Genomic DNA, 16,732 nt, shown 5'->3' on the forward strand with positions numbered 1-16,732 from the left:
GCTTCTAAACTCAACCTTTGAGTTACGAGTCTGTCCTAGTCCGCTCCAGCGTAAGAATGTAATCCAGCAATGATCAAATTCACCCCAACTAGCGTAAACATGACGACCAGGAAGCCAAGAACTGCAAGCCATGCAGACTTCTGACCTTGCCAACCTCTGGATAAACGCAAATGCAGATACACACTATAATATAGCCATGTAATCAATGCCCACACCTCTTTGGGGTCCCAACCCCAAAAGCGACTCCAGGCAATCTGAGCCCAGATCATGGCAAAAATTAATGCTCCCAGCGTAAATATCGGAAAACCAATCGCAATCGCGCGATAACTTATCTCATCCAGATCATCGGCATCGATTCCATCCATCATTGGTTGTAACGCTTGTCCAAGTGGTCTGCGCACAAGAAGTCGTACAATTCCATACAGGATCAGACCTACAATAAGTGACCAAACCACCGTATTCAGCTTGCGCCCGGCATTTACCCCGTTCATCCAGGAAGGCGTCTCAAGTAAAGGTTTTTCCATGCCAAGAAACGGTGTCATGCTCTCCACTTCGCTATTATATGGTGCAAAAATCGGAGGCATGCGATAAATCACTTTCTCTATTGTACTATTTTCCTGTACCTCTGTGTCAATGCTGACCGTTTTCTGTACAAAAACCGCCTCGTAACCAGCTGTACGAAAGGCAAATACCGTTCCGATGAATCCGATGACTACAACGATCGTAACCAGAGTGAATTCAACCCATCCTCGTTGACGTCTTGAAGATTTGTCTTTACCACTGAAATCAACAGTACGGAGCAAATACATGAACCCTGCGGCAAAACCCACGGCGAAGAATGCTTCACCAAGCGCGGCCAACGTCACGTGAATTTTCAGCCAGATGGACTGAAGTGCCGGGATTAATGGTTGTACCTCCTGAGGAAATACAGCGGCGTACGCCATAATAATAATGGTAAGTGGTAACGCAAACAAACCCAGTAATGACTTGCGGTATATGGCATATACAACAATAAATGCAACCATGATCATCATGGACAGAAAAGACATAAACTCATACATGTTACTAACTGGGATATGACCTGCGCCAGCCCATCGGGTTACAAAAAATACGATATGTGCCGCTAAAGCGACAGTCGAAGCGATAAAAGCTCTTTTACCCCAGCGATTCATATGGTCCAGAGGATCACGATTACTCCATTTTTTGCCCATGACTGCAACAGCATATAACAAGAATGCAGCACAATAGAGAAAGAAAGATACGATAAATGCGTCGCTGCTGAAATCCAATAATCTCATGCCTGATTCCCCCCGTTATCCAACGACTTCTCTTCCACTTCCAGATTCATCTGTTTCAAGACGGCCGCAACTTCACGCCTGAAGCCAAACCAGTTTTTGTTGGTATGTCCACCCAATGTGAGCTGTTTATCATCAAAACGAATCCAGATGCGGCGATGATGCCAATAAAAACCCATGACGAGACCCAACATAACAATACCGGCTCCTACCCACACAAAAGGCATTGCCTTATCCACTCTTATATTGAGATAACTTACGGACTGAATAATATCGACCTTGTCCATGCTGTCTACTTCCAGCTGTAAAGGAATCTCAGCTCCAATCAGCTGTTGGTTAATCGCATCCTGTTGAAACCGTTGTTTATCAATCTGCTTTGCAAAGTACAGATATTGTATCCCCTCTTCGGGCAGATCCGGTCCCTTGATGAGAAAGAGAAAAGCAGGTGCATTAGGTGAAGGCGATTTTGATTTGGGCTGACCATTCTCATCCAATCCAAAGTCCATAAACTTTTCTTTTACCGTGAGCTTATAAAGACCAGCTTCAAATGTTCTTTGGGTATCTACCATATCAATCTTAATTGGCCCATATACTTCACCCGTCTTTGTATTGACCAGATCAGGCGTTACGGAACGAATGGTGGGTGTTAGATCATAATCAAACTGATATGCTTTCAGACCGTTATAATTCAATGGATGATTCACGCGTACATCATGTCTGGCCACCTCAGCTAACTGAGGTTTCTTCGAGAGATCCGAACAATCTGCTGTACATTCATACAAAACAACTTTTGTTTCAAACAGTTTGGGAACGGTCTTATTCAGGTTACGGAATTGCTCAGGTACTTCTTCCTCACTGTAGAATTCAACATTAAACTGTTCATTTTTCAGATACATCGACGTATTCGGGATCTTTTTGATCTCCCCTTCAGGAAAAGCAACGTGCTCGTCCAGATTCAGACCAGGAAGTCCTCGTGCGAGCACCGCCAGCAAAAATATAATGAGTCCAATATGGATGACATATGGGCCCCATCGACTGAATCGCTGTTTCTCGGCGAGTAATGCATCTCCCTGGGTGTGCACGCGGTATCCTTTCTTTTTCAACGGCGTAACCGCTTTCTTAACCCAGTCTTCTGGTGCCTCTTCGATGGTACCTTGGTACACCAGACGCTGTCTTGTCAAAAATTGCGTATGTTTACGTATTCTCTGTTTATTCAGTGCTTTGTAGAGCGGTAGGACGCGATCCAGACTGCATATCACCAATGATGCCCCAATCAGCACCAGCAGTAGAATAAACCACCAGGATTCGTATGTATGAGATAAACCCAACAGATAATAGATGTGACCCAACTGACCGTATGTTTCTTTGTAATACACGGAAGGATCAATATTCAAGAATGTACTTTCTTGCGGATAGATTGTACCAAGCATAGAACCCACCAGCGTAAAAACAATCATATAGACGGCAATTTTGACGGAAGAAAAAAAGTTCCATATGCGGTCAATGATATTGGGATTACTGCGCTGTGAACGGCGCGCCATGCCATCATAACGCATTTCCAACACTTCATCCGATTTAGCTTCAGACTCCAGCAGCGGTTTCCCACATGCCTCACATAGTACAGTGCCTACCGGATTTTGGTGTCCGCACTCACATTTGGTATTTTGGAACACGAATAGACCTCCTGTCAGGGCTGCTTCGCCAGTTGCGAAATTTGAGCGTCAAGTGTGTCCAAATCAAGTTGACCGATATGAATGGTAGAGATTTTGCCCGTGTCGGATACAAAGAATGTTGTTGGCATCGGAGAGATCCCAAAATCACGAACCGAGTTTTTCTCCCGATCAAGCATGATTGGAAACGTAACGCCAACCTGCCGTACAAAATTATCCACGGTCATCTGGTCTTCTCCAACATTAATTCCGACAAATTGTACTCCCTGGTCCTTCCATTTGTCAGCTTGTGCCTGAAGTGCAGGCATTTCTTTAACACAAGGTTCACACCATGTGCCCCAGAAATTGATCACCATCGCTTTTCCTTTGTACTCATCAGACGTATGAACTTGACCATCCAGGCCCAGCAGTTCAAAAGAAGGAGACTTGTCCCCTTCCTTTGGCTTGCCATTCGAGCCGGATACCGATGTGGTAATCGCATATCCGCCCAACACCAGGATCAATAACAAAATGACGATTTGCACCGTTCTTCTTGATTTCCCCATGTGCTGCTCCCCTTTTATGTGACTGTAGCATTCGCATCTTATTGGTCTAAGACAACTGTGAACATCCTATGAACAATTATAGCGAATTTCGTCACAAAACTGCGGCGGTTTTATGAAAATTGTGTGTCCTCACATTACCTTTTTTTCATTTTTTTGGCTGGTTCTGATTGTGCGAGGGTAATCAGGTTGTTGACTTCTTCTTTGGTCAGATTGCGTGTCAGACCACGTTTCAGGTTTTGTAGCAAAATACCACCAAACGAAATCCGTTTCAGACGGGTTACCGGATGGTTGATCGCCTCAAACATGCGTCTAACCTGACGGTTACGTCCTTCATAGATCGTAATGGAAATGACCGACTCATTAGCGGCTGTATCCACATCTTTGTACTCTACCTCTGCAGGAGCAGTCATGCCGTCATCCAGCATAATGCCTGTCTTTAATTTCTCCAGAGCTGTACCATGCGGCACACCTTTAACCGTTGCATGATACGTTTTGGGTACGTGATGCTTCGGATGCGTTAGCAAATGTGCAAACTCTCCATCATTGGTAAGGATCAATAAGCCCTCTGTGTCATAATCCAGACGACCCACAGGATATACACGTTCCTTGACACCTTTCAGGTAGTCGGATACAATCTTTCGACCTTCCGGGTCAGATGCACTTGTAATTACGCCTTTTGGCTTGTTCAACATCAAGTACACTTTTTTCTCACTGCGGATCGGTTTTCCATTAACCGTAATCATATCCTCTTCGGGGTTCGCTTTTGTACCCAGTTCGGTTACGACCTCCCCGTTAACTTCTACTTTGCCGGACAGGATTAGTTCCTCGCTCTTGCGGCGGGATGCAATGCCTGCCTGTGCGATAATTTTTTGTAATCTTTCCATGTTTGTCATGTCACCTCACACTAATGATACCCATCAAACAGGGAAATCACAAGGATAATCCAAGGATTTTGTAAACTGGCGACACGAATATGCATTTTAGGCTGCCTTCCCCTTTGAGATTAACGCAAAAAAAGCCTGCCTTTACACGACCTGTTGAACACAGATGGTGTAAAGATAAGCCTTTTCCTCAAATCATTTAACTTGAAACTTTGCCGGCAACTGTAACCTGTTTTTTGGCAGGTTTAGTACTCTCTTTAATGAAAGTCTGCAATGTTTTGGAAGTAATATAATAGGTACGTCCACCGTACACAAATGTCATCATACCAATGACCCGGTTGTTCTGATCCAGAACAGGGCCACCTGAATTACCTTGGGCCATGGATTTCACAATACTGCCGATTCCCTTTTTACCTGGAACGTCCGAAGCTTGGGAACTAAACACTCTGCTTTTGGCTATCGTATTGAAGGTTGAAGGAAAATCTTCATCCAGGATGACAAGATCACCAGCAGGATTTTTGGGGAATCCAATCGTATAGACAACCTGGTTATCCCTTGCATTTGCAAATGTGACCGGTTGGGCGTCTATTTCCTTGTCCAACTTTAGCAGTGCCATGTCTGTGACCGGATCTGTCTTAATAATCTTTGCCTTTACAGGCTTACTAAGGGAACCCGGACTTGCAACAGTCAGTGTACCTTCATCACCATCAGACAGTTCAGCAAAACTCTGAACGACATGGTAATTCGTGAGCACTTCATCCTTCGAGATCAGTATCGAGGTACCAACATCATAATATACCATATCGGGTTCATCCTGCTTGACCAAACGTACATTCACGACTGGAAAAGAATCTGCCGTAACTGCCATTTGTGCACGCAGCTGTTTGTCGAAGTAACCTGTAAAATGTATTGTCTGAACGGATTGAGCCGCCGCCAGCCCCGTTGAACCCGCGAGCATTGCAATAGCAAGCACGCCTGACATTCCAACACGGAGCATTCGTTTCCAACTCTTCTGCATGTCTCACTCTCCTCCGCTATTATTCTAGCATATCTAATATATCGGAAGGAAAGGAGATATCTTTTAACCAAACACGAGCAAACAAATGGCGAGGGCAGCAATAAAACCAACGACATCGGAAAACAACCCTACTTTGAGTGCATATCGGCCATTCCTTATGCCTACAGCCCCAAAATAGACAGTCAGCACATATAATGTGGTATCTGTACTCCCCTGAATTGTAGATGCCATACGTCCAATCATGGAGTCAGGACCATGGGTTTTGATCAGATCGGTTGTAAACGCCAGGGAGCCTGTCCCAGTCAAAGGACGCAGTATTCCGAGCGGCAACACTTCGCCTGGAACACCCATCCAGGACACCAGCGGAGCGAACAGGCTAATCACAAAATCCAGTGCACCCGAGGCACGAAATACGCTGATTGCGACCATCATGCCCACGAGATGCGGAATAATACTAATTGCAGTAGAGAATCCATCCTTGGCCCCATCAACAAAGGATTCATAAACCGGGACCTTTTTGGTAAACGCATATAATGGAACAAACGCGATAATAACCGGGATGGCCCAGACGGAGATCCAGTTGATGAAGGTTAACAAAGGTGCTCATCCTTTCATGCCGGGATTGCCATTTTTCTGTATGCGCGGCGGTTTGTGTAAAGCCCTGTTCCGATACCAGCGATCGGCGATTATAGCAGCAAGTGTAGCGATAATGGTAGCCATCAATGTTGTTCCCACAATCTCTGTTGCATTGGCGGAATGATAGTTTAAGCGGATGGCGATTAGCGTTGTCGGAATTATGGTAATGCTAGCCGTATTCAGAGCCAGTAAGGTGCACATGGCAGGAGAAGCGGTTTGTTTATCCGGATTAAGCTCCTGCAGCTGTTGCATAGCTTTGATTCCCATCGGGGTAGCCGCATTTCCTAGCCCCAGCAAATTCGCACTCATATTGGAGAGAATATAACCCATCGCCGGATGATTTTTGGGCACATCGGGGAACAAGAAACCCACAACCGGACCGAGCAGCTTGGCAATACGAGCCAGTAGACCCGCATCTTCAGCCATTTTCATCATACCCATCCAGAACACAAGCACACTAATCAGTCCAAAACAGACCGTGACTCCCGTTGCCGCCCCATCAAAAGCGGCTTGCGTGACCACTTCGATATTGCCGTTGACGGCTGCAAAAGCAAAACCGATTAAAATCATGAGCAGCCAAATTAGATTAATCATGGATTATATCCTCCCTTCAATGACGATTTAGCTAAGGAGACATCAGGTGGCTTAACACGGCACGCCATGCAGCTGCCCAGGAAGAGACATCACCGATTCCACCCAGCGTTGCATCTTCTGTCTTCGGTTCAGGAGGAATATAACTGCCTTTGCGATACACCGGAATTGAGCCAACAAGTTTGCCGTCAAGCTGCATATCAATGCGACCTGCCAATCCGAACGAAGGATCTGTCGATTGTTCCTTGCCTTCGACTTTCGTTTCCGACTGGGCGCGATTTTCGTGCAGAATCAACTTTTTGGTCAATGAACTTTTCTCACTCTCAGCAAGTGGATACCAAAATCCCCGGCCTGTAACAACATCTGTATTTTGCACAGGCTGTTCTTGCTTGGCGATCTCTACCAATGGGAAGTATTCAAACCCGAAATCAAGCATCCGAGCATGATCGTTCCAATCGTTGCCATCATTCAGCGTTACCGCAGCAAGCTGCTGTCCATTACGTGTAGCCGAGCTGACCAAACATCTGAAAGCTTTTTTTGTATAGCCGGTTTTCACTCCATCTGCACCTTCGTACATCCGCAGCATTTTATTTTTGTTGTGCCAGGAATATTCCCAGCTTTCATTGGGATTCGGTGCAGATTTGTCTTCCGTGGCTACGATGCGTTTGAACACCGGATTGTGCAACGCATATGCCGTTAATCTGGCCAAGTCATTGGCTGTGGAATAATGCCCTTCTGCATCCAGTCCATGGGGGTTCATAAAGTGAGAATGCGTCAGGCCGATTTGCTCCGCCTTTTTGTTCATTAACAGGACAAAGCCTTCTTCCGATCCACCGACATGTTCCGCTATTGCAGAGGCCGCGTCATTGCCTGAACGGAGCATTAGTCCGTACAACATGTTCTCAAGTGTCATCTCTTCACCTAACTTCAGATAGAGAGACGATCCTTCTTTGGCAAACGCCGTGGGAGACACTTTCACTTTCTCATCCAGCTTGCTGTGTTCGATCGCTACGATCGCCGTCATGATTTTGGTCAAACTGGCAATTCGCAGTTCCTTATCCCCATCTTTGCTGTATAAGATCCGGCCTGATGTGACATCAATGAGAGCGGCACTTTGCGCATGTGTAGACGGACCTTGAATTGTTGCTTGGGCTTGAGTAACCCCTAATGAAGACAGCAAAAAGACAGGGATAAGCATGCATGCAAGAACTTTCGTTATTTTTCGCATCAATTCATTCCTCCGGGTCACTTGGAATCTTGTACTATCTTATGTTCGGACAACTTGGAGTATGTCCCATAGGGCAAAAACAGCAAAAATCCCTCACGCTTGGATGCGGGAGGGATCATGACGAAATGATTCAGCTATACGTTGATGGATCTGGTGTAACCGGTACACCTGTAGTATTCGTTGGTGTTGTATTCCGTTGGAACATGCCTTGAATTCGGTCCAGAACATAAGGGGTGGAGTCAATGAGTTTCTCAAACAGATGTGTGGAGTTATCAAGTGGTACAATGTGTACCCCCTGTTTACCTACCACCAGGAACGCAATAGGACGTATGGATACACCGCCGCCACTACCGCCACCAAACGGAGAAGCAACTTTAGCTGAACTCGCATGTTCTGCAGAGGTACCCGTAGCACCACTTTTGCCACTACTTTCTCCATTAACGTGAAAATCACTACCACCGGCAGCAAATCCGAATCCCACCTTACTGATTGGCAGAATCACGGTACCATCTGGTGTCTCAACTGCATCGCCAACAATTGTATTGACATCCACCATGGCCTTGATATTTTCCATTGCGGTTTCCATTAAGCCTTGAATTGGATGATCTGACATTTAAATTCCCTCCAGTTTCAATGTAAGCTAGGTTTGATCTAACCATATCATCCCCAAACTTGAAGGGACTTATGTAATAAGCATTTTAAATACACTCACCAAACCCCAACCTTACATTCCCAAAAACAGACCGACTATGATGGGTTTTTATACTGTTGTCCCACTAAGCTTATTCTTTTGTTTCTCCTTATGCCTGCGGTGCTGTTCCTGAAGAAGTTTGAACCACATCCGCCATCCGCCTTCGACTTGAAGCACACGGGTGAGTAGTGTAACTCCAGCGATCAGAACAGCTGTAATCCGAATTTTCGCTCTGAAATCGAGCTCCGTTCTAAATTCCATTTCATCGGACCATACCGGCATAACCTGAAGCACGGGTGTTTCATCAAAGCGGATCTGATAGGTGAGAAAACCAATAATAATGGACTTGATGCTCCACACCCAGCCCGTCAGCACCGCTGTATATGCTGCATCACCAACGCCGATGTGGGTAGCCCAGGACAGTTGGGTCATATGTACGCGCGTGAGTGTTTGCTTAAGCCACAGCTTGAGCGCGTCCGTTGCCCTAAGCATAATTTTCACATCTTTAGTCCACTTCTTGACTTTGCGTTTGTTGACCCGCTCACTTCCCTGGGCCTCGCCTCTCGAATGATTCATGGATTGTTCGGTCTTGACCAGAAAACCTTCCTTCATATTGCGGAAAACAATACTCGGGATCTCATAGTTAATCCGCACAATTCCATAGAGAAAACGAACATTAATATTGGCGTAATCATCACTTTTATGTTTACTGAATGTAAAATGTACATGAACATTTGAGATGAGGACTGCGGCAATCAGCAATGCGAACAACAAACCGATTCCTCCAAGCCAAATCCACACAGGCCTTACCTCCAAGCCCTCAATTCTTTTCTCGTCTAGTATGACACTCTGAATAGGAAAAAATTCACGTCTGACCTAAAAATCCCATTAGATATTTGTTTGGAAACTGTTCTATTCACCATTTTTCTAAAACAATGCACAAAAAAACCGACTCCACTGATGGGTGTCGGTTAGTATGAGCTTGCAAATTAGAGTGAAGAATCCGTATTATCGTCTTCGTTGTCAAATTGACTCGCATCATCCGTCGGATCAACACTTTCCGGTTCCAGTTGTTGCAAATCCAATTTGTTGAATAACAGTTGTGTCTCTTCCTCCAGGTTTTCCGAATCTTCGAACAAGCCTGGTTCCGGAAGGTCTTTAATTGAAGCCAGTCCGAAATAATCCAGAAATGACTTGGTCGTTCCGTACAGAATTGGTCGTCCGATCGCCTCGGCTCGTCCCACTTCAATAATCAAATCCTTATTCACAAGCGTATGAATGGCCCGCTCCGATTTTACACCGCGGATTTCCTCAATCTCTACCCGTGTAATCGGCTGACGATACGCCACAATGGCCAGCGTCTCCAGAGCCGCCTGGGATAAGGACGTGCGTGCGGGAGAGTATGCCAGTTTCTCGAAATATACAGCGTGGTCAGGCAAGGTTCCCAACTGAACTACACCAGCGATCTTGAGAATCTGTACACCTCGTCCCTGCTGTGAGAATTCATGAATCATCTCCTCAATCGCGTCCGTTACAAGTTCCACTCGCTGGTCGACGATCTCGGCGATTTGTTTGATACTCAGACCTTCTTCTCCGGACAAAAACAGCAGGCCTTCAATAATCGATTTCAATTTCGGAAAATCCATGATTCTTTGTTTCCCCTCTCCACTCCATAACGATATCCTCAAACATCCGTTCCTGATAACAGACAATCTGCTTCATCTTCATCAGTTCCAGCACCGCCAGAAAAGTGACAACAATCTCATGGCGATAGATATGCTCGTCCATCAACTTGGAGAATAACAGTCTGCCTCCCGGCCCCATACTTTCCAAAGCGCCGATGACATCCCGTATCCGGTCCTTAACCGAAATCTCATCCCGTTTGATTCGGGTTACAGTTGTGCGCTTCTCAGCCTTACGTAGCGCCTTCTGAAAGGCTGCAATCAGGTCAGAGGTGTGTAAACCCTCAACCGGGTTCGATTGGGCTTCTACGGGCATATAGGGGCGCAGATCCTCGGGCTCTTTGGAAAATATAAGGCTACGTTCCCACTCCCGTTCATGAAGATGACGCGCAATTCCCTTGTACTTGCGATATTCTATCAGACGTGCAATCAGCTCTGCACGTGGATCATAATCTTCTTCTTCCATAAAATCATAATCCTCGAAGTCCTCAATGACCGGTGGTTTGGGCAATAAAAGTTTGCTCTTGATCGACAGCAATGTTGCTGCCATGACCAGAAATTCACTCGTAATATCCAGTTCCAGTTCCTGCATCGAATGCAGATACGCCATGTATTGATCGGTAATATCGCTGATGGGAATATCCTGGATATGAATTTCAGCCTTATCAATCAGATGAAGCAGCAGATCCAAAGGCCCTTCAAAAGTCTCCAGTTTGTATGTAACTACCGTCACTAGACGAATCCTCCCGCCAGAAAAATACAAAACCCTGCTAAGCCGTCCGAATCCGGTTTCCCGTGTTCGTCTGCGCAAAGCAGGGCACTACTATTAAATAAGCACTATTTTAGCTGTTTCGTCAAGTTTGCCATCTCAATTGCCGCCGTAGCTGCATCCCAACCTTTGTTACCCGCTTTGGTTCCGGCACGTTCAATCGCTTGTTCAATATTTTCTGTCGTAACCAATCCAAAGATTGTAGGCACGCCAGTTTTCAGGTTAATTGCTGCTACCCCTTTAGCCATCTCGTTGCACACATAATCGTAATGCGTAGTGGATCCACGAATGACAGTTCCCAAGGTAATCACCGCATCATACTTTCCGCTCTCCGCCATTTTCTGCGCAATCAGAGGGATTTCGAACGCACCTGGAACCCAGGCTACATCCACTTCATCATCCTGCACGCCGTGACGTTTGAATGCATCAAGCGCTGCGCTAAGCAATTTACTGGTGATAAATTCGTTGAAACGTCCAACAACAACTCCATATCTGGATCCTTCTGATACTAAATGTCCTTCAAAAAATTGTGGCATTCAAGTCATCTCCCTAACGGTATAATGTAATGTAAGTAACGGAAATCCTAATTAATCTCTTCCATAAATTACATGGTGAACGTTATTCATATAAAATATATTTACTGTTCGTTTTGTTCGATATCATCAAACTTGAGCATATGCCCCAGCTTTGCTTGCTTTGTATGAAGATAAACCGTATTGTCCTCGTTCTCTTCCATCTGGATCGCAACACGCTCTACAACTTCAAGTCCATATCCTTCAAGGCCTTTAATTTTACGAGGATTGTTAGTAAGCAGTCTGATCTGACGAACCCCAAGGTCTTTCAGAATTTGAGCGCCAATCCCGTAATCACGCAAGTCGGCAGCAAATCCCAGCTTCAGGTTTGCATCCACCGTATCCAGACCTTCCTCTTGCAGCTTATAGGCTTTGAGTTTGTTGATTAGCCCAATGCCCCGGCCTTCCTGTCTCATATAGAGCAGTACGCCGTTGCCTTCCTCGTTAATCTGTTTGAGTGCCGCATCAAACTGAGGACCACAGTCACAACGATGGGAATGGAATACATCACCAGTCAAACATTCAGAGTGCACACGTACAAGTACGGGTTTGGAACCATCTATTTCACCTTTGACCAAAGCCACATGCTCCTTGTTGTCCACAGCGTTTGTATAAGCCACCGCTTGAAACTCGCCAAAGTCCGTTGGCATACGTACAGCCACTTCACGTTGGACCAGCTGCTCTTTTTCGTTACGGTAACGAATCATGTCCTGAATACTGATCAGCTTCAGATCATGTTTGCGGGCAATCTCCTGCAGATCCGGAAGTCTGGCCATTGTGCCATCTTCCTTAATCACTTCACAGATCACGCCTGCGGGATATGAACCACACATAATGGCCAAATCTACCGCCGCTTCTGTATGCCCAGCACGACGAAGTACACCGCCATCTTTTGCAATCAGCGGGAACATGTGACCAGGCTTACGGAAGTCCCCAGCTTTCGCTTCAGGATCGATCAGACCTTTCACGGTAATAGAGCGTTCATGTGCCGAGATACCTGTTGTCGTATCTTTGTGGTCCACAGAGACGGTGAAGGCTGTTCCATGGAAATCCGTATTTTGTTGAACCATCGGTTTCAGGTTAAGTTCGTCCGCACGTTGTTGTGTAATCGGAACACAGACCAGACCTCTACCTTCAGTAATCATGAAATTAATGACTTCAGGTGTCGCCTTTTCGGCCAAAGCGATAAAATCGCCTTCATTCTCCCGATCTTCATCATCCACAACAATGACGGGTTTACCACGCATGAGATCATATATGGCTTCTTCTATTGTGTCCAGAATGGATTGTTCTGACATGGGTCCACCTCCAGTTAATTTCTGTTCTCTATTTATACAAATCCGTGATTGGCGAGAAAATCTTCACTGATACTGTGCGGCTTGCCAGCACCCGTCTCCCGATGTCCTCTCCCATACTGGAGCAGATGATCCACATATTTGCCCAAAATATCGCATTCGATATTAATGGTATCCCCTGTCTTTTTCACATTTAGTACAGTTTCACCAATGGTATGCGGGATTATGGAAACCGTGAATGCGGTATCCGACGTATGGACAACGGTCAAGCTAATGCCATCCAGTGTAACCGATCCTTTGGGAATCAGATATTTGAACAACTGGTGATCATCAGGTTTGATCTCAAACACAATTGCATTCTGATCACGTGTTATACTGCCAATCACTCCGGTACCATCGACATGGCCCTGAACGATATGTCCGCCAAAACGACCGCCGGATTGCATGGCCCGCTCCAGATTAACTTTACTGCCAGATTGCAGCTGACTGAGATTGGTATGGCGATAGGTTTCAGGCATTACATCGGCGGTAAAACCTCCACCTTCGAGCGTTGTCGCAGTTAAGCACACGCCGTTCACTGCTACACTATCACCAATTTTCAGATCGTCCATGATGGCGGAAGCTCCGATATTCAGGACCATCGCTTCGCCTTTCCGACCAATACGCCGGATCTGACCGACTTCTTCCACCAAACCGGTAAACATGCTGCCGCCTCCCTTCTTTAATTTATAAAGAGTCTAACTTGTTTCTTTAAAATTCATTTATTTATTCAGGCCACACCGGAATACCGCCAATGCTGATATTATCTCCAACTTTTTCGATCTCCAACTGATTCAATTGAATCGCCTGATTCATACGTTCCACACCTTCGAAGCGGAAGCTTCCAGGTGTATCATAACCGCCTACAATCTTCGGTGCGATAAACATGAGCAGTCGATCGACCAACCGTGCCTCCAGCATGGCTCCATTCAGAGTGCCCCCACCTTCAAGCAAAATCGAACCAATCTCACGCTCACCCAACTTGCTAAGTCCGCTTAACAGATCCACACGTGGTCCAGGACCACAGCGTATAATCTCAACACCATAAGCTTCCAAACGTTCAGCAGCTTCAGGACTGGCTTCGTCTGTGGTCAGAACCCATGTTGGAGCAAGACCATCCTTAACCATTTTGGCACCTACGGGAAGACGCAACTTGGAATCCACCACAATGCGCACCGGACTAATGCCTTCCACTTGTAAACGGGTTGTAAGTTCCGGATTATCGGCAATCACTGTGTCGACGCCAACCATAATTCCCTGGTGACGATGACGAAGGGCATGCACAATCTCACGAGCGGGCTCGTTGGAGATCCACTTGCTGTCTCCGCTGCGAGTAGCAATTTTGCCATCCAAAGTAGTAGCCGTTTTCAGTGTCACAAAAGGTAGACCCGTTGTTATAAATTTAATGAATTTTTCATTCATGCGTCTTCCACGCTCACGCAGTACGCCAACTTCAACTTCAATGCCTTGTTGACGAAGCATGCTGATGCCTCTGCCGGATACTTGCGGATTTGGATCTTCACAACATACGACAACACGTTTTACCTTTTCATGAATCAGGCGTTCACTACAAGGTGGCGTCTTGCCATAATGACTACAGGGCTCAAGTGTAACGTATACCGTACTTCCTTCTGCATCGCTGCCTGCCATGTTAAGAGCATGCACCTCCGCATGACCGGTTCCACGTTTCAGATGGCTCCCCAGACCTACAATACGACCTTCTTTCACAACTACACATCCAACGACCGGATTAATCCCCGTCTGTCCTTGTGCTCGTTCCGCCATATCCAATGCCAGTGCCATATAAAATTCATCATTGATCATTTCCAAATCCGTTCACCCCGCGGTTTAAAGTCTTTTTTATTAAAAAATCCCCGTCGAACAATCAGTTCGATGGGGATGATGAGAGACAAATGTCACCAGCAGGAGTGAAATGGATACAGCACGCCAACACTTTGCCCAAAACTTCATTTCGGGCAAGTGAAAATAGACACATACCTTAATGAACATCAATTACAGGTAAAGAGCTTTTATCGTGTGGCATATGTATGGAACTGTCCGGCGTAACCGGATCTTCCCTGCACAGTGCAAGACATGACAAATCGTGACTGTACAGCAATACTCCTGCTGAATGCAAACCTGTTAGGTCTGCACCTCTCCTTCTCCCATCCAGACTATACTGTCGGTTCTGGAATTACACCAGATCAGCCATCTGCCACTGGCAGACAGGTCACGGACTTTGCATCAAGTGCTGGACATGTGTCCTTACACTTCCTGCATCACCGCCGGTAGGGAATTGCACCCTGCCCTGAAGGATTGCTTTCGTTATTACTTGGATGTTAGCACTTTAATGCCAAAAAATCAATTGTTTTTTGTTCCTTTTTGTCACATACTAACTTTTAATAAGCTAAGAAACAACAAAAAACCGCTTCCTCTCAAGGAGGTACGGTTTTTGTTTGGAGGCACATTTCACATCCATCGCAGCATTCTACATATCAGGAAAACACCAGCTCGCCATATGCTTTAATTCTTTGGCATTATGGAATGGAGTGCGATCAGGTTCTTGCAGGGGCGAAGTTGGCAGCGGGAACTCTCTTGCCACCCTTCTGACCCAACTTGTGGAATCAATCGCAATAGCCGAGCATTTCCAGCGTCCATTCGCTCTCGGTCGAAACGTTCCATGCAAATCTGCTTTTCCCGGCATCTCTGGAAAGACACCATCCAAATATTCAACGATGACACGCTTGTCTCTGACTTCATGACAGTATACTGTCACCCATACACCTTCCCGGACCCGAACAGCATACACATCTCCAGACTGTACCTCCCCGGTACCTGCATCAGGAGATGCCTTTGGTACTTTTCCGCGAACACTTCTCTTCTTCTCCAATGCTCCTAAGATCGTGTCCTTTACAGCTGGACTCTCATCAGGCTTATCCGCAAGAGATATATTATTCAGATCAAAATCATGAAATATCTTGTTCAGGTTGTTCTCATTGATTCCTACAGATGAGTCCCACCACGCCAGAGGCGCCTGTACCTCAACCCGAACATTGGGGCGTGCGTCACGTTGCATGTAAGTGGTGAATTCCGTGATCATTCCAGGATGTTCCGGCGTATCCAATATGCCAATCAAAGCTAACGTCTCAAGCAAATCACGGTAGGCATATTCCTTCTGTGTAGGCAAAAGACGTTCCTTCTTGAGCGCTACTGCTGCCTTGCTGTAGCGTGTTTTGGGAGGTAATTCGCGCAGCACCGTTAACACCGCACGGAATGTCCAACGGTCGTAATCATTGGGTATTGGAAGCTCCTGCGCTGCCGCCAACTCTCGAAGTGCCAGCACATATCCAAAAGGATCACCGTCCAACGGGGTTCCATTGGTCATGCGCCAATACCATTGCAGCGTCGTGTCGGTTGCTTGATCTACACTTAATCCGCAAATCTTACAAGTGTTTGAAGATGGATATGGCGTATGTCCATGACTTGGCATACTGCTCGCAATAAGCTTGCCCGTAAGCAACGAGCGCCAGATCATGGGTGCTGACCACAAAGAGGATACAAAAGCCTGCGCTGCATCATTCAGCGTCCATTGATTCGCAACTTTTTTCAGCTCAGTAATCGTTTCATCATGTTGGGAACGTACAAATCGATTCGGTTCATGCCCCGCTGCCTCAAGCGCTTCTCGATCCTTTACGGATAGACTATCCGGAACGACATGGCGCGATGCCTGCAGTTCTTCATCCCACAACGTGCGCTCACTATAAATTTGTTTTAACAAGCTTAGCTGAGTAACCGTATCCAAGGTTTTATTCATCCTTTC

General features: G+C 46.1%; 17 protein-coding genes and 1 riboswitch. All 17 genes read right to left on the reverse strand.

The window, feature by feature from the left end; translation table 11 throughout:
• Positions 1-35 precede the first annotated feature (35 nt).
• A complete protein-coding gene (ccsA, locus tag QNO02_RS19160) occupies positions 36-1,298 on the reverse strand; it encodes a cytochrome c biogenesis protein CcsA (RefSeq protein ID WP_091028901.1) in 1,263 nt (420 codons plus the stop codon).
• Positions 1,295-2,968, reverse strand: coding sequence for a cytochrome c biogenesis protein ResB (gene resB, locus QNO02_RS19165; RefSeq protein ID WP_133385353.1), 1,674 nt, complete (start codon positions 2,966-2,968; stop codon positions 1,295-1,297). Before resB ends, ccsA begins: the two co-directional genes overlap by 4 nt.
• A 14-nt stretch (positions 2,969-2,982) precedes the next feature.
• Positions 2,983-3,510, reverse strand: a complete 528-nt coding sequence (locus QNO02_RS19170; protein ID WP_017687661.1) for a redoxin family protein — start codon at positions 3,508-3,510, stop codon at positions 2,983-2,985.
• Positions 3,511-3,644: 134 nt separating this feature from the next.
• Positions 3,645-4,394 (reverse strand): pseudouridine synthase, encoded by a 750-nt coding sequence (locus QNO02_RS19175; RefSeq protein WP_062835222.1) that lies wholly within the window; start codon positions 4,392-4,394, stop codon positions 3,645-3,647.
• 196 nt (positions 4,395-4,590) lie between these two features.
• A complete protein-coding gene (locus QNO02_RS19180) occupies positions 4,591-5,409 on the reverse strand; it encodes a S1 family peptidase (RefSeq protein WP_289389681.1) in 819 nt (272 codons plus the stop codon).
• A 63-nt stretch (positions 5,410-5,472) separates the two neighbouring features.
• Complete coding sequence (locus tag QNO02_RS19185; protein ID WP_017687658.1) at positions 5,473-6,006, reverse strand: spore maturation protein; 534 nt, start codon at positions 6,004-6,006, stop codon at positions 5,473-5,475.
• Positions 6,007-6,012: 6 nt separating this feature from the next.
• On the reverse strand, positions 6,013-6,639 hold the full coding sequence (locus QNO02_RS19190; protein WP_289389683.1) for a nucleoside recognition domain-containing protein: 627 nt from the start codon (positions 6,637-6,639) through the stop codon (positions 6,013-6,015).
• A gap of 31 nt (positions 6,640-6,670) precedes the next feature.
• Positions 6,671-7,864, reverse strand: a complete 1,194-nt coding sequence (locus QNO02_RS19195) for a D-alanyl-D-alanine carboxypeptidase family protein (protein WP_289389684.1) — start codon at positions 7,862-7,864, stop codon at positions 6,671-6,673.
• A gap of 130 nt (positions 7,865-7,994) precedes the next feature.
• A complete protein-coding gene (gene ytfJ / locus QNO02_RS19200; RefSeq protein ID WP_036607830.1) occupies positions 7,995-8,477 on the reverse strand; it encodes a GerW family sporulation protein in 483 nt (160 codons plus the stop codon).
• Positions 8,478-8,624: 147 nt separating this feature from the next.
• Positions 8,625-9,356 (reverse strand): DUF2953 domain-containing protein, encoded by a 732-nt coding sequence (locus QNO02_RS19205; RefSeq protein WP_133385392.1) that lies wholly within the window; start codon positions 9,354-9,356, stop codon positions 8,625-8,627.
• 188 nt (positions 9,357-9,544) lie between these two features.
• Positions 9,545-10,201, reverse strand: a complete 657-nt coding sequence (gene scpB / locus QNO02_RS19210; protein WP_133385393.1) for an SMC-Scp complex subunit ScpB — start codon at positions 10,199-10,201, stop codon at positions 9,545-9,547.
• A complete protein-coding gene (locus QNO02_RS19215; protein ID WP_076328266.1) occupies positions 10,170-10,970 on the reverse strand; it encodes a segregation and condensation protein A in 801 nt (266 codons plus the stop codon). The genes scpB and QNO02_RS19215 overlap by 32 nt, the downstream gene beginning before the upstream one ends.
• 104 nt (positions 10,971-11,074) lie before the next feature.
• Positions 11,075-11,542, reverse strand: coding sequence for a 6,7-dimethyl-8-ribityllumazine synthase (gene ribH / locus QNO02_RS19220; protein WP_017687651.1), 468 nt, complete (start codon positions 11,540-11,542; stop codon positions 11,075-11,077).
• A 101-nt stretch (positions 11,543-11,643) separates the two neighbouring features.
• Positions 11,644-12,876, reverse strand: coding sequence for a bifunctional 3,4-dihydroxy-2-butanone-4-phosphate synthase/GTP cyclohydrolase II (locus QNO02_RS19225; protein ID WP_091028885.1), 1,233 nt, complete (start codon positions 12,874-12,876; stop codon positions 11,644-11,646).
• Positions 12,877-12,908: 32 nt separating this feature from the next.
• A complete protein-coding gene (gene ribE, locus QNO02_RS19230) occupies positions 12,909-13,577 on the reverse strand; it encodes a riboflavin synthase (protein WP_091028882.1) in 669 nt (222 codons plus the stop codon).
• Positions 13,578-13,638: 61 nt separating this feature from the next.
• Positions 13,639-14,742, reverse strand: a complete 1,104-nt coding sequence (gene ribD / locus QNO02_RS19235) for a bifunctional diaminohydroxyphosphoribosylaminopyrimidine deaminase/5-amino-6-(5-phosphoribosylamino)uracil reductase RibD (protein ID WP_176872572.1) — start codon at positions 14,740-14,742, stop codon at positions 13,639-13,641.
• Between the two features lie 323 nt (positions 14,743-15,065).
• A riboswitch (FMN riboswitch) is annotated at positions 15,066-15,232 on the reverse strand.
• 168 nt (positions 15,233-15,400) lie between these two features.
• Positions 15,401-16,714, reverse strand: coding sequence for a hypothetical protein (locus QNO02_RS19240; protein WP_289389686.1), 1,314 nt, complete (start codon positions 16,712-16,714; stop codon positions 15,401-15,403).
• Between the last annotated feature and the right edge of the window lie 18 nt (positions 16,715-16,732).

The sequence above is a fragment of the Paenibacillus sp. PK1-4R genome (genome assembly GCF_030369595.1).
Classification (GTDB): Bacteria; Bacillota; Bacilli; order Paenibacillales; family Paenibacillaceae; genus Paenibacillus.

Excerpts from the sequence above, each read along its gene's own strand:
- ribE (WP_091028882.1), bottom strand. The coding sequence starts at position 13,577 with ATGTTTACCGGTTTGGTGGAAGAAGTCGGTCAGATCCGGCGTATTGGT.
- QNO02_RS19195 (WP_289389684.1), bottom strand. The coding sequence starts at position 7,864 with ATGCGAAAAATAACGAAAGTTCTTGCATGCATGCTTATCCCTGTCTTT.
- ccsA (WP_091028901.1), bottom strand. The coding sequence starts at position 1,298 with ATGAGATTATTGGATTTCAGCAGCGACGCATTTATCGTATCTTTCTTT.
- QNO02_RS19180 (WP_289389681.1), bottom strand. The coding sequence starts at position 5,409 with ATGCAGAAGAGTTGGAAACGAATGCTCCGTGTTGGAATGTCAGGCGTG.
- QNO02_RS19190 (WP_289389683.1), bottom strand. The coding sequence starts at position 6,639 with ATGATTAATCTAATTTGGCTGCTCATGATTTTAATCGGTTTTGCTTTT.
- QNO02_RS19225 (WP_091028885.1), bottom strand. The coding sequence starts at position 12,876 with ATGTCAGAACAATCCATTCTGGACACAATAGAAGAAGCCATATATGAT.
- ytfJ (WP_036607830.1), bottom strand. The coding sequence starts at position 8,477 with ATGTCAGATCATCCAATTCAAGGCTTAATGGAAACCGCAATGGAAAAT.
- scpB (WP_133385393.1), bottom strand. The coding sequence starts at position 10,201 with ATGGATTTTCCGAAATTGAAATCGATTATTGAAGGCCTGCTGTTTTTG.
- ribH (WP_017687651.1), bottom strand. The coding sequence starts at position 11,542 with ATGCCACAATTTTTTGAAGGACATTTAGTATCAGAAGGATCCAGATAT.
- QNO02_RS19170 (WP_017687661.1), bottom strand. The coding sequence starts at position 3,510 with ATGGGGAAATCAAGAAGAACGGTGCAAATCGTCATTTTGTTATTGATC.
- QNO02_RS19175 (WP_062835222.1), bottom strand. The coding sequence starts at position 4,394 with ATGGAAAGATTACAAAAAATTATCGCACAGGCAGGCATTGCATCCCGC.